At 71.8% G+C, this 13500-nt stretch carries 11 protein-coding genes; 5 read left to right on the plus strand and 6 right to left on the minus strand.

Annotation, left to right across the window (positions count from 1 at the left end; translation table 11 throughout):
• Positions 1 to 88 precede the first annotated feature (88 nt).
• Positions 89 to 631: an N-acetyltransferase family protein gene (locus AC3A3L_RS15375; RefSeq protein WP_487640910.1), complete on the plus strand. Its 543-nt coding sequence runs from the start codon at positions 89 to 91 to the stop codon at positions 629 to 631.
• Positions 632 to 652: 21 nt separating this feature from the next.
• Here the strand turns inward: AC3A3L_RS15375 and AC3A3L_RS15380 are convergent, their stop codons facing one another.
• A complete protein-coding gene (locus tag AC3A3L_RS15380; RefSeq protein WP_487640911.1) occupies positions 653 to 1105 on the minus strand; it encodes a hotdog fold thioesterase in 453 nt (150 codons plus the stop codon).
• 41 nt (positions 1106 to 1146) lie between these two features.
• Here AC3A3L_RS15380 and polA point away from each other — a divergent pair, with 41 nt between their 5' ends.
• Positions 1147 to 3849, plus strand: a complete 2703-nt coding sequence (gene polA, locus AC3A3L_RS15385; protein WP_487640912.1) for a DNA polymerase I — start codon at positions 1147 to 1149, stop codon at positions 3847 to 3849.
• Here polA and AC3A3L_RS15390 read toward each other — a convergent pair.
• Both AC3A3L_RS15390 and AC3A3L_RS15395 read right to left on the minus strand, forming a co-directional pair.
• Positions 3843 to 5111, minus strand: a complete 1269-nt coding sequence (locus AC3A3L_RS15390; RefSeq protein ID WP_487640913.1) for a lipopolysaccharide biosynthesis protein — start codon at positions 5109 to 5111, stop codon at positions 3843 to 3845. The two genes, polA and AC3A3L_RS15390, sit on opposite strands and share 7 nt — an antisense overlap.
• 54 nt (positions 5112 to 5165) lie before the next feature.
• Entirely contained in the window at positions 5166 to 5873 is a 708-nt protein-coding gene (locus tag AC3A3L_RS15395; RefSeq protein WP_487640914.1) for a class I SAM-dependent methyltransferase, read from the minus strand.
• 25 nt (positions 5874 to 5898) lie between these two features.
• Here AC3A3L_RS15395 and AC3A3L_RS15400 point away from each other — a divergent pair, with 25 nt between their 5' ends.
• Both AC3A3L_RS15400 and AC3A3L_RS15405 read left to right on the plus strand, forming a co-directional pair.
• Complete coding sequence (locus AC3A3L_RS15400; RefSeq protein WP_487640915.1) at positions 5899 to 7638, plus strand: MmpA family trehalose lipid delivery protein; 1740 nt, start codon at positions 5899 to 5901, stop codon at positions 7636 to 7638.
• Positions 7639 to 7674: 36 nt separating this feature from the next.
• Positions 7675 to 7851 carry a hypothetical protein gene (locus AC3A3L_RS15405; RefSeq protein WP_487640916.1) on the plus strand — a complete coding sequence of 59 codons (177 nt, stop codon included), beginning with the start codon at positions 7675 to 7677 and terminating at the stop codon, positions 7849 to 7851.
• Positions 7852 to 7853: 2 nt separating this feature from the next.
• Here AC3A3L_RS15405 and AC3A3L_RS15410 read toward each other — a convergent pair whose 3' ends face one another.
• From AC3A3L_RS15410 to AC3A3L_RS15420, 3 genes are read right to left on the minus strand one after another with little or no spacing between them, the layout of a single operon-like run.
• On the minus strand, positions 7854 to 8951 hold the full coding sequence (locus tag AC3A3L_RS15410) for a glycosyltransferase family 4 protein (RefSeq protein ID WP_487640917.1): 1098 nt from the start codon (positions 8949 to 8951) through the stop codon (positions 7854 to 7856).
• Positions 8952 to 8953: 2 nt separating this feature from the next.
• Entirely contained in the window at positions 8954 to 10969 is a 2016-nt protein-coding gene (locus tag AC3A3L_RS15415; protein WP_487640918.1) for a hypothetical protein, read from the minus strand.
• Positions 10966 to 12438: a glycosyltransferase gene (locus AC3A3L_RS15420; protein ID WP_487640919.1), complete on the minus strand. Its 1473-nt coding sequence runs from the start codon at positions 12436 to 12438 to the stop codon at positions 10966 to 10968. Before AC3A3L_RS15420 ends, AC3A3L_RS15415 begins: the two co-directional genes overlap by 4 nt.
• 157 nt (positions 12439 to 12595) lie before the next feature.
• Here AC3A3L_RS15420 and AC3A3L_RS15425 point away from each other — a divergent pair, with 157 nt between their 5' ends.
• On the plus strand, positions 12596 to 13447 hold the full coding sequence (locus AC3A3L_RS15425; RefSeq protein ID WP_487640920.1) for a 2OG-Fe(II) oxygenase: 852 nt from the start codon (positions 12596 to 12598) through the stop codon (positions 13445 to 13447).
• The last annotated feature ends 53 nt before the right edge of the window (positions 13448 to 13500 follow it).

The raw sequence follows: 13500 nt of genomic DNA on the forward strand, positions 1-13500 counted from the left end.
GGCGTGGTGCCGCGACAGGCGGCAGGGGGCCACGGTGGGTGCTCGAGGAAGTGGTGTGTCGATGAGTCGGACGCCGGTGACCGTACGCGTGGCAGAGGCCACGGACGTCCCTGCCCTGCGTGAGCTGTGGAGCGCCATCCTGCGTCGGGGTGCGCTCGACGAGCAGCTCGCCGACGTGGCGGGGATCGTGGCCGCCGCCGACGCGCGCGAGGACCAGTGCGTGGTCGTGGCCGAGGTCGACGGCGAGGTCGCGGGGGGCGTGTACCTCGAGGCGACGACGTTCACGCCGCTCAACCTCGAACGGGCCGTCCTCGCGGTCTCGCCGCACGTGTTCACCCGGTTCCGCCGCAAGGGGGTCGGCAGCGCGCTCATGGAGGCCGCCTGCCGGTTCGCCGAGCAGCACGGCATCAGCCACGTCCAGACCGCGGCGGCGGCCGAGGCGCGCGACGCCAACCGCTTCATGGCTCGGCTGTCGTTCACCCCGCAGGCGACGCTGCGGGCCGCCACCACCAGCGCCGTGCGTGCCCGCCTCCCGCAGTCGCGCCAGGCCACGCCGGCGGCGACCAGCCGGCAGCGGATCGACCGGGTCCTCGCGGCCCGTCGGATCCGTCGCGAGCGCGTCCCGGGCTGAGCCCGGACGTCAGGGCCTGCGTCAGCTGGGGGCGTCCAGCAGCGCGCAGGTGATGCGCGAGGTGCAGACCCGGCGGTCCTGGTCGTCGGTGATCACGATCTCGTACGACGTCGACGACCGGCCGAGGTGGATGGCGGTGGCGACGCCCGTGACCAGGCCCGACGTGGCGGCGCGGTGGTGGGTGGCGTTGATGTCGACCCCGACCGCGATCTTCGCCGGGTAGGCATGGATGGCGGACCCGATGGAGCCGAGGGTCTCGGCCAGCACGACCGACGCGCCGCCGTGCAGCAGGCCGAAGGGCTGGGTGTTGCCCTCCACGGGCATGGTCGCCACGACCCGCTCCGCGGAGACCTCCACCAGCTGCACGCCCATCTTGTCGTTGAGGCGCCCGTTGCCCTGCGGGAGGAAGGCGATGAGCTCCTCGACGCTCAGGTCGGCCAGCGACGTGGGCGGGGACGCAGGTGTCTCGTTCATGCGGTCATTCTGCTGTCGGTGGCGGCCGATAGAGTCGGCGGGTGCCTGAGACGAGCGAGACGACCCGCCCCCGCCTCCTCCTGCTGGACGGCCACTCCCTGGCCTACCGGGCGTTCTTCGCCCTCCCGGTGGAGAACTTCGCGACCGCGTCCGGCCAGCACACCAATGCCGTCTACGGCTTCACCTCGATGCTCGTCAACGTGCTGCGCGACGAGCAGCCCACGCACGTCGCGGTCGCCTTCGACAAGTCCCGCCAGACCTTCCGGCTCGAGCAGTACAGCGACTACAAGGCCAAGCGCAACAAGACGCCGGACGAGTTCGGCAGCCAGCTGCCGCTGATCCGGCGGGTGCTCGACGCGCTCCACATCCAGCACCTGTCGATGGAGGGCTACGAGGCCGACGACATCATCGCGACGCTGGCGACCCAGGCCCTGGGCGAGGGCATGCAGGTGCTGATCATGACCGGCGACCGCGACTCGATCCAGCTCGTCACCGACGACTCGACCGTCCTCTACACGATGCGCGGCGTCAGTGAGCTGGCGCGGCTCACGCCGGCGGCGGTGGAGGAGAAGTACGGCGTCCCGCCGCACCGCTACCCCGAGCTCGCCGCCATCGTGGGAGAGACGTCCGACAACCTGCCCGGCGTCCCGGGCGTCGGCCAGGGCTACGCCGCGAAGTGGATCAACCAGTTCGACGGCCTCGACAACGTCATCGCCCGCGCCGACGAGATCACCGGCAAGAAGGGCGAGGCACTGCGCGCCCATCTCGGCGACGTCATCCGCAACCGCCAGCTCAACGCGCTGGTGCGCGACCTCACGCTGCCGGTGCGTCCCGACGGCCTCGCCCGGCAGCCGTGGGACCGCACCGCCGGCCTCGAGCTCCTCGACGAGCTCGAGTTCCGGGGCGAGCTGCGCACGCGGCTGCTCGACACGATCGACCCGGATCCCGCCGACACCGCCGAGGCCGAGGCCGGATTCGAGCTCGACGGCCGCCGCCTGGGCGCCGGTGAGGCCGGATCATGGCTCGACGAGCACGCACACGCCGGGACGCGGGTCGGTGTGGCCGTCCAGGGCAGCTGGCGGGCCGGCACGGGCGAGGTGCTCTCCGTGGCGGTGGCGACCCGCGAGGGGCAGGCGGCCTGGATCGACGTGACGGAGATCGGCGCCGACGACGACGCAGCCGTCGCGGCGTGGCTGGCCGACCCGGAGCGACCGAAGGCGATCCACGACGCCAAGGGGCCGAGACTGGCGCTGGCGGCGCGCGGCTGGGACCTCGCCGGGCTCGAGGTCGACACCGCCCTGGCGGCCTACCTCGTCCAGCCCGACCAGCGGTCCTACGACCTCGCCGACCTGACCCTGCGCTACCTCAAGCGCGAGCTCCGTCAGGACTCCGTCGACGCCGACCAGCTCAGCTTCGACGCGATGGACGACACCACGGCCAGCGACACCGCCATGCTGACCGCCCGCGCGGTCCTCGACCTGGCCGACGCGCTCGACGACGCGGTCGAGGAGCACGGCGGCACCCGCCTCCTGCGCGAGGTGGAGCTCCCCCTCATCGCCACCCTGGCCCGGATGGAGCAGGTGGGCATCGCCGTCGACACCGACTACCTCGAGGGCCTCGAGTCGGAGTTCAGCGACCAGGTGCGCGCCGCCGCGACCGACGCCTACGACGTCATCGGCAAGGAGATCAACCTCGGCTCGCCCAAGCAGCTCCAGGTGGTGCTCTTCGACGAGCTCGACATGCCCAAGACCAAGCGCACCAAGACCGGCTACACCACCGATGCCGACGCCCTGCAGCAGCTGTTCGAGAAGACCGAGCACCCGTTCCTGCAGCACCTGCTCCGCCACCGCGACGTGATCCGCCTGCGCCAGACCGTCGAGGGCCTGCTCAAGACCGTCGCCTCCGACGGCCGGATCCACACCACCTACAACCAGATCATCGCGGCCACCGGCCGGCTCTCGAGCACCGACCCGAACCTCCAGAACATCCCGATCCGCACCGAGGCCGGTCGTCGCATCCGCGAGGGCTTCGTCGTCGGCGAGGCCGGCGAGTCGCTGATGACGGCCGACTACAGCCAGATCGAGATGCGGATCATGGCCCACCTGTCCGAGGACGCGCTGCTCATCGAGGCGTTCCGGTCCGGCCAGGACTTCCACTCCATCACCGCGGCCCGCGTCTTCGGCGTCGCCGCCGAGGACGTCAGCGTCGAGCAGCGCGCCAAGATCAAGGCGATGAACTACGGCCTCGCCTACGGCCTCTCCGCCTTCGGCCTGTCCCAGCAGCTGCGCATTTCGACCTCGGAGGCCAAGGGCCTCATGGACGAGTACTTCGAGACCTTCGGAGGCGTCCGCGACTACCTCGGCGGCATCGTCGACGAGGCACGGCGCTCGGGCTTCACCGAGACCATCCTGGGGCGTCGCCGCTACCTCCCCGACCTCACCAGCGACAACCGGCAGCGTCGCGAGACGGCCGAGCGGATGGCGCTCAATGCGCCCATCCAGGGCTCGGCGGCCGACCTCGTCAAGGTGGCGATGCTGGGCGTCGAGCGCGCGCTGGCCGAGCACGACCTCCGCTCGCGGATGCTGCTCCAGGTGCACGACGAGCTCGTGCTCGAGGTGGCGCCGGGGGAGCACGACGCGCTCGCCGAGATCGTCCGCACCGAGATGGGCGGGGCGGCCGACCTCACCGTCCCCCTCGACGTCTCCATCGGCACCGGCCGCAGCTGGCACGACGCGGCTCACTGAGCGGTCGAGCGCTCCCGCAGCTTGACCAGGCTGATGGGCAGCAGCACGGCAAGGAGCACCAGCTCCACCGTCAGCACGACCGCCAGCAGGCCCGGCACGCTCGACACCGACGTCGCCGCCACGACCACGACGACTCCCAGAGCGACCCAGACGAGCAGCATGGACAGGATGCCCTGACGGGCGAGCACCGAGTAGACGAGCAGCTGCAGGATCGCCATGCAGGTCCCGAGCAGCGCGAAGACCCACAGCAGGTCGCCGACCTCGTCGTACTCGCGACCGCCGGCGAAGACCAGTGCGAGGTCCGGCAGCGCCGCGGTGACCAGGACGCACGCGCCGCCGAGGCCACCGATGAGGGCCATGCTGTTGAGGAGCGCGCGAGCGGGGTTCGCGCTGTTCGCCATCGACGGGAACGCCACGACCACGACGAACTGGGGCAGGAACATCACCGCGCGCGACACGATCAGCCCGGCGGCGTACAGCCCCGAGTCGTGCGAGTCCAGGATCGATCGCCCGACCAGCATGTCGATGTTCGTGAGCGCGAAGTACGCGAAGAGTGCCTGGGAGTTGACGACGGCTTCCTTGATGATCGGCAGGAACCCGTGTCGTTCGTGCGACTCACCGGCCTCCCGGGGCTGGCGCAGCACCGCGAGCCCGTAGAGGAAGGGTGCGTAGAAGCCGAGGGTGACGCCCAGGAACGCCATGAACTCGGTGGGCTGCCACAGGACCAGGGCGAGGCCCATGACCAGCCGGGAGACGCCGGTGAGGGCGTACATGACGGCGAGCTCGCGCCACCGCCGCTCGCCCTGCAGGATGCCCATCTGCGCACCGGTCATGGTCATGGGTACGGCGGCGACGGCAGCGAGCAGCGCGGTGGGGAGGCTGTCGAGGTCCAGCACGTGGTTGATCAGCGGCGCGCCCAGGAGCAGCACTGCGCCCACGAGGAGTGACGCGCGCAGCGAGACGCGAAGCATTTGGCTCTCGATCTGTCCGACGTGTGTCGGATCCGCGCTGATGCGACGGGCGGCCGTGGCCTGCAGTCCGAGCATGACGACGCTGACGATCATCATGAGGTTCATCAGCGCGAAGTAGGCGCCGTACGGGACGGGACCGATGATCCGGGCCGCGGCCATCGTGAAGCCGTAGGTCGCGACGTTCATCACCATCATCGCGACGGCGATCTGCCCACTGCCTGTCAGGAAGGTTCTGACGCCGCTCCGCCGGCTGACCGCCGTCGGCGACCCGTCGCGAGCTCGAGTGGACATGCGGCACACCATAAGGCGTCCCGTGCGGAGCCGGCGGATCGACGGCGCCGACGCTCAGTACGGGTCGGCGACGTCGTCGTGCCCCAACAGGCGGGCCGCCCGTCGGGCACGAAGCCGCAGGAGCACCTTGACGAGCAGGTTGCGCGCGAACCACGGCAGCTCCCCGAGGACTCGCGCGCGATCGCGTGAGCCGGGCCGCCGCACCTCGAAGCGGGCGAGCGAACCGGTGCGGCCGAGATAGCGGTGCCTGCCTCCCAGTGCAGCGTCGCGCAGCACCGCGAGCGTCACGCCCACGGACGAGAACGCGTCGTGCACGAGGAGCGTGTCGCCCGGCTCCAGGAAGCGGCTCCAACTCATGTCGTCGAGGCACGACCACACGTCGTGCTTCCCGTCGACGTAGACCAGTCGGACGGGCTCCGTCCACGCGTCCCGGACCGCGCGGCTCGTGGCGACGCGGACATCGACCCGGTCGGTGACACCGGCCAGTGCGAGGTGCGCGCGGAAGCGGTGCTCGGTGTCGGGACGGCCGTAGCGCCAGTCGTCGGGGAACGGGTCGATCGCGGTGACCGCTGCCCCGGCGCCCGCCAGGACGACCGTCGAGCGACCGAGGTGGCTGCCGACCTCCACGACACGGTCGGGAGCCACCGCGCGGGCGGCGTCGTGGAGGACGCGCGCCTGGTCCTCGGTCATCCATCCGTCGATGTCACGGGCGATGGCCCAGACCGCCTCGAAGTCGCGAGCGCGTTCGGTCCGGTCCGGCACCGGGACAGCATAGGGTGGCGCGGTGGTGCCGACGCCCAGGACGACGCCGAGCCGTCGGCAGTGGCAGGACTGGGTGGTCATCGGGTGGCCCGTGCTGCTCGCCGCCGTCCTGCTGCTCCCGCTGCTCACCCGGCCCGGGCACCCGCTGGCGCGCGACCTGGTGTTCGTCCCGCGCCAGCCGTTCACCGACGCGACGTGGGGGCTGGGTGACGTGGCGCCGCGGGCGGTGCCCCTGGACTCCGTCGTCGCCACGCTCACCCATGTCGTCGACGGGGGAGTGCTGGCCCGGGTCGCGCTGCTCCTCACCCTCGTGCTCCTCGGCTGGGGCGTCGCCAGAATGGTGTCGCCCCTCGGACGCACGGCCCAGCTGGCCGCCTCGGGCTTCGCGGTGTGGAACGCCTACGTCGTGGAGCGTCTCGCCCTCGGGCAGTGGGCGCTGCTGCTCGGCTGCGCCGCCCTCCCGTGGCTGGTGTGCGCCGCGATGCGCTACCGCCGCGAGGGTCGTGCGGGCGACCTGGCGGCAGCGGTGGCGTGGACGGCGCTCGCGTCGCTGACGCCCACGGGGGGCCTGCTCGCGCTGGCCGGGCTGGTCGCCGCGGCGACCCCGCACGTACGACGACTCGCTGCGCTGGTGCTCGCCGGCGGGCTGCTCCAGGCTCCGTGGGTCCTGGCAGCTGTGACCGGGCCGGCGGGCGCCGTGTCCGACGCCTCCGGCGTGACCGCCTTCGCGCCCGACACCGAGTCCGGGTTCGGGCCAGTCGTAGCCCTCCTCGGGCTCGGGGGGATCTGGGATGCCCGCTCCGAACCGGCCTCGCGGACAACGTGGCTCGCGGTCGCGGCGGCCGTCCTCGTCGTGCTGGTCCTGGTCCTCGGCCTGCCCGTCCTGCGGCGAGCCTGGGGCTCGGGTGACACGTACCGCTGGTGCGCGCTGGCTGCGACGGGTGCCGCGGTCGCCCTCTTGGCTGCGACGCCGTGGGGCGCGCACGCGCTGACGGTGCTGGTCGAGTCGGTCCCGGGCGCCGGCCTGCTCCGGGACACCCAGAAGCTGCTGGCGCCGGCTGTCGTGCTGGTGTCCGCGAGCGCAGGCGCCTGCGCCGCGCGGGTCGTCCGGCGGGCGGCGGGCAGCGACGTCGCCCCGCTGGCGGCCCTGGTGCTCGTGCTCGCTCCCGTGCTCCTCCTCCCGGACGCGACCACCGAGACGTGGCCGACGGTGAGGCCGGTGGAGATCCCCGCCGACCTCGAGGAGGTCGCGGCCCGGTTGTCGGGCGAGGAGGGCACGGTGGTGACGCTGCCGTGGCGCTCGTACCGCTCGTTCGCGTGGGCCCGCGCCGGGCAGACCTCATCGGATCCGCTCACCCGCATGGCGGATGCCGACGTCGTGGTGAGCGACTCCCTGCAGGTGGGCCCCGTCCTGGTGCCGGGGGAGAGCCGGCTGGCCGCCGACATCGGTGCCGTCCTGGACAGCGGCACGCCTGCCGATCTCGCGCCGCTGGGCGTCCAGTGGGTCGTGCTCTACCCGGACGACCCGGACGCCCCGCTCGTCGACACGACCGGGCTGGAGCAGGTGGTCGACGGCGACCACGTCGCGCTCTACCGGGTGCCCGGCGCGTTCGTGGGGGGCGACGACGGTGACGGCGCCCGCGCGCTCGTCGTGCGCGGCGCGCACCTGCTGGCGCTGCTGGTCGCGGCCGCGGCCGTCCTCGTCGCAGCCGGCGCGCGGATCCGGGCGCGTCGACATCGAGACGCGGGGGCGCAGGTCATGTAGCCTAACGACCGGTAACTTCGTCAGAGGGAGACGTCAGTGAGCAACACGGTCAACGCAGGTTCGTCGGCGGGTGGGATCCTCACCGGCATCGTCCTTCCTGCAGCCGTCGGTGCACTCCTCGCGGGTGGCGTCCTCGGTGGTCTGGTCTACAGCCAGACCCAGGCGCCCGAGACCAACCCGGCCAGCCAGGAAGTCCTCGTCTACGGCGACTGACGTCACCGGGCTCCGGTCGACCGGAGCACCTGCTCGACCCTGGTGGCGCACGAGGACCACGTGAGGGTCTGCGCCATCGCGTGCGCGGCTGCGCCCATCTCGGTCCTCCGTCCGGAGTCCAGGAGCAGCTCACGGACCACGGCGACCATGTCGTCGAGATCCTCCACCAGTCGTCCCGTCACCCCGTCGCGGATCGACTCGGTGACCCCGCCGGCGCGGGAGTAGGCGACGCTCGGGGTGCCCTGCGCGCCGGCCTCGGTGACCGCGAGGCACCAGCCCTCCTTGACCGACGGCATCAGCATGACGTGGGCCCGCGCCACGAGCTCGTCGCGGCGGGCGTCGCTGACGTGGCCGTGGAAGGTCACCCGGTCGGTGACGCCGAGGTCGGCGGCAGCCTCGACCAGCGGGTCCCGCCACCAGCCGTCTCCCACCACGTCCAGGCGCAGGTCGGGGAGCTCGGCCGCGAGCCGCTGCACCACGGTGAGCGCGTGCTCGATCTGCTTGTGCGGCACGAGCCGCGACAGGACCACCAGCCGCGGCGCGCCCGGCCGCTCGACGCGGAGCGGCGGTGGTGCGGCGGCCAGGCCGTTGCGGACGACCGTGATGGCGGCGGGGTCGACACCGATCGCGGCCAGGTCGCGGGCCGACGCGTCGGAGACCGTCAGCACGGGGCGCCTGCGGTAGAGCACCGGGACCACCCGGCTCTCGACGAACCAGCCCACCCGTCCCGCGAGGCCGGGGTAGATGATGCGCCACTGCTCGGCGTGGACGTGGTGGACCAGCGCGACGACGCCCCGACGGCGTACGAGGGGGGACCCGAACGGCAGGCCGTTGACGACGTCGACCACCACGTCCACGTCCCGGCGGTGCCGCAGGAGCCAGGCCAGGCCGCGCGGGTAGACGGTCAGGCGCCCGCCGGTCCGCCGGAGTCGTACGCCGTCACGCTCCTCGTGCCGCGGCGCCCCGGGGTGGCGGGCACAGAGCAGCGTCACCCGGTGGCCACGCGCCGCGAGCTCGCGGCCGACCGACTCGACGAACACCTCCGAGCCCCCGCCGTCGGGGTGCGTGGTGTCGCGCCAGGTCAGGAAGGCGACGTGCACCGTCAGCCCCGGCCGACCGCTGCAGCGGCCTCGTCGAGCTGTTCGCACAGCGGCATGTCGAGTCCCCTGAGGTGCTCGATCCTCACCCCCACCTCGGCGGCTTCCTCCGGGTCGCCCAGCCACTCGAGCGGTGCCGGGGTGGTGTGCCAGTCGTCGTCGGTCCGCGTGGAACGGAGGAAGCCGACGGGGCCCGACGGCTTGGCGGTGATCTCGTAGAAGCCGTACTGCGTCAGGTTGCGGAGGTTGAGGTCGGCGTACCCGTTGGGCGGGAAGTCGAAGGTGTTCGCGCCGTACTCGCCGTCGCTGCCCACGAGGACGAAGCGCATGTCACGGTCCTTGGTGACCTCCAGCAGGGCGGTGTCGGCCGTGCCGCTGATCCGGAAGAGCGGCACGCGCCCCGGACGGAGCCTCCCGTCCGGACGGATCCTGGCCGCCTCACCACGCGCCTGCACGGTGGTCCAGGGCTCGTAGGCGTCGCCGGTGTTGAGGTAGAGGGCGTCGCAGTCGCCGGCGATGCGGAGCTCGTCGGTCACGCCGTCGTCGGCGAGGGAGTCCGAGTGCGTGACGAGCCCGGCCTGCGCCGCCGGGCTGGCACTCTGCTGCCACCCGATGAAGCGCTCCAGCTGCGGACCGCGCGCATGCACGGCGGCCATGTAGAGGCCGGTGGACAGCTGGGCGGCCATGGAGAAGGCCGCCAGCGCCGCGGCCACACCCGCGACGAGGGGGAGGGCCCGCCTCCCGTGCAGGGCCTGGGCCAGGAGGATCGTGCCGATCGCGCCGCCGAGGACGAGAGCGGGCACGAACTCGCTGGCGTAGCGTGCGGCGAAGTAGCCGTAGGCCATCACGGCGCCGGTGATGAGGACCGACGCCAGCATCGGCACCCGCAGCACCCGGGTGCGCGGCGGCGCCCAGGGCGAGAAGACCACGACGGCCGAGACGACCTGCAGCAGCATGAACAGGGGCATGAAGGCGGTCGCGCTGCCGGTGCGGTAGGCCTGGTCGACGAAGGCGCCGGCCAGTGCCTCGGGCGGGCGGGCGGGGAGGGTGATCCACGGGAAGTAGTCCACGAAGCGGATGCCGGTGGGCCACAGGTAGGCGTGGAACGCGGTGGGGAAGAACTGCAGACCGGTGATCGCGCCACCGTTGGCCTCGAGGGCGGCGCGACGGTGGGCGTTGACCTGGGTCCAGATCTGGTCCTGCAGCGGGAACATGTAGACGTGGTCGAACTTGTGCAGGTTGTAGGCGATGGAGAGTGCGAGCGGGACCACGCCCGCGAGCAGGACTCCCCACCACAGCCTCCGTCGCTCGGGGGTCGATCGCCGCACCGCGAACCAGAGCGCCACGGCGATGACCGTGAGGCAGAGCGCCCAGCCGGCCGTCGCCCGGGTCGCGATGGCCACGAAGCAGAAGGCGCCGAGCCAGCGGATCGCGTGCCAGTCCGGCGCCGTCAGGACGCGCAGGAGCCAGTAGAGGGCGCCGAGCGCGGCGGCGATCGCCCACGCGTAGACCTCGTGGTAGACCCAGGGCAGCGAGGCGTCGTACGTCATGAAGGTGCCGCCGGCGGCAGCGGCGAGGAACGTCGCGACGAGGAAGGCCTCCCCCCGGGTGACCTGCTCCCGACCGGTGATGCGGGCGTGCAGCCACCAGACCAGCTTGGTCGCACACACGACGAAGACGATCCACGCCAGGCCCATCGACAGCAGCGTGAGGCGGCCGTCGAACTCGTGGGTCGTCATGACCACGGGCAGGCGCAGGAGCGCGGGCCAGGGCGGGAAGTACATGTAGGTGGTGCCGTCGCGGACGAAGCCCTCGATGGCCATGCTGCCGTCGGGCACCGCGATGTGCCCGTCGAGGAAGGCGCGAGCCTGCAGCTCGTAGACGCCCGAGAAGAACCCGGACGTCGCGGTGCGATCGAGGTCGCGCGAGACGTTGAAGAGGGTGAGCAGGTGGACGATGCCACCGATGGTGAGTCCTGCGGACGTGCTGATGACCCGGCGCCGACGGTCGGGATCGGTCACGCCACCTCCAGGCGGTAGAGGAACTGGTAGCCGAAGAGTCGCGGCCACGCCCTCACCAGGGTCCGGTCGGCGCGGGAGATCCCCCGCACCAGCTGCTGACGGCTCGGGGTGGCCTCGGGCCCGTCGACGACGGACTCGAACGGGGTGCCGACCACCCGGTGCTCGAGGACCCGCAGGCCGGACTCGGCGAAGAGCCGCTCGATCGTCGTGCGCGTGAAGAACCGGACGTGACCGCGGTCGAGCGGGCCACGCTGGTCGTAGTCGAACTTGCCGATCGCGATGCGGCCGCGGGGGTACCAGTGGCCGAAGTTCGGCACCGAGACGAGGATCTCCCCGCCCGGGACGAGCTTGGACACCAGGTCGTCGAGGAGCTGCTGCGGCTCCATCACGTGCTCGAGGATGTCACCCGCGACCACGACGTCGTACTCGGCCTTGATGCTGGCGGGGAGCGGCTGGTTGAGGTCGGCCTCGATGAACGAGCTCACCCGCTCGGCGACGCCGTCGTGCTTCTGGCGGTCGAGCCCGGTGACGTGGTGTCCGAGGCCGCGCGCGAGGTCGGCGAAGCGGCCGTCGAAGCACCCGGCGTCGAGCACCCGGGACGGCTCGCGACGCGTGAGCCACTCGAGCAGGACTCCATGGGACCCGGTCACCTTGAGGGCATAGAGGTCGGTCTCGGTGGACGCGACGCCGCCGCCGAAGCCGCGGTGGTTCGCCCAGTGCCGCACCACGTCGGCGGTGACGTCGCGGGCGTACTTCATGCCGTTGACGTAGCAGATCTCGTCGCCGTAGTAGGTGGGGATGGGGACCTCGACGATGCGCTTCCCGGCGCGCACCAGCCCGAGGATGATCTCGGTGTCGAAGTCGAAGCCGTCGGAGTACGACGCCAGGTCGAGGTCGCTGAGCGAGTCGGTGCGGTAGGCGCGGTAGCCGCTGTGCCACTCGGAGAGGTGCTGGCCGGTCAGGGCGTTCTGGAAGCCGGTGAGGATGCGGTTGCCCACGAACTTGTAGGCCGGCATGCCTCCGGCCCGGGCGCCGCCCTTGTCGAGCATCCGGGAGCCGAAGACGGCGTCGGCCTCACCGCTCACCAGCGGCGCGACCAGGTCCTCGATGCACTCCGGGGCGTACTGGCCGTCACCGTGGAGCAGCACGACGACGTCGAGGCCGTGCTCGATGGCCCAGCGGTAGCCGGCCTTCTGGTTGCCGCCGTAGCCGAGGTTGCGCTCGTGCTTGACCACGGTGACCGGGAAGCTCGCAGTGTCGCGGAAGCGCATGCCGATCTCGTAGGTGTCGTCCTGGCTCGCGTCGTCGCAGACCATGACGTGGTCGACCGACGTGGCGAACGACTCCGGAAGGCGGGACAGCGTGCGCTCGAGCGTGGAAGCAGCGTTGTAGGCGACCACCAGGACACCCACCCGGGGTGCCCGGTCGGCGGTGGTGGGTGCGGTCGTCCCGCCCTCGACACCTGACATCACGGCTCTCCCTCCAGAGCGCCCGGCGGCGCCCCCACAGTGACGAGCGCCTCATGAACCGGCCGAGTGTAACCCGCCAGTAGCATTTGCGCAGGAACGCTGGGAAGAGTCCGTGGTACGCCTCCCGGAGGCGGCGGCTGGTGGCATGATGCGCGCCATGGAGACCGCCCTTCAGCTCGTCGACATGACGCGCCTGACCGCCGACCTGGACCGCGCCTCGCAGGACTACCGCGCGGCCCGACCGTTCCCGCACATCGTCCTCGACGACGTCCTCCACCGCCCCGCGTTCGAGGAGGCGGTGGCCCAGTTCCCGGGCATCGACGACGAGTTCTGGAAAGGCTACGTCCACGTCAACGAGACCAAGTTCTCCAACACCCAGACCGACACGTGGGCACCGAGCCTCCAGGCGGTGGCGCAGGAGTTCTGCTCGCCCGAGTTCGTGGCCTACCTCGAGAAGCTCACCGGCATCGAGAACCTGATCCCCGACTACTCGATGGACGGGGGCGGCCTCCACATGACGAAGCGGGGCGGCCACCTCAACATCCACGCCGACTTCTCCACCCACCACACCCACGAGAACTGGGCGCGCCGCGTCAACATCCTGCTCTACCTCAACGAGGAGTGGCGCGACGAGTGGGGCGGCAAGCTCGAGCTGTGGGACCCGGCGATGACGGCCCGCCAGGCCACGGTGACACCAGCCGGCAACCGGATGCTCGTGTTCACCACCTCGGCCGACTCGTTCCACGGCCATCCCGACGGGCTCACCTGCCCGCCCGACGTGGCGCGCCGGTCACTGGCGATGTACTACTTCACCGAGGAGGCCGCGCCGGTCCGCAAGTCGACCAACTACCAGGCGCGTCCCGAGGAGGGGCGGGCCCGGAAGGCCGCGATCGCCGCGGACCGGACCGTCCTCGACGTCTACGACCGGCTCAAGCGCCGGCTGAACATCTCGGACGAGGCCGCCCACAAGGTGCTCGGCAGCCTGGCCCGGCTCCGCAAGCGGAAGTGAACGCGGAGCAGAGCCGACTGAGTCGCCTCCGCCCGCTGCTCCCCGGGTGGGAC

The sequence above is a fragment of the Nocardioides sp. Soil_C_8 genome (assembly GCF_057656315.1).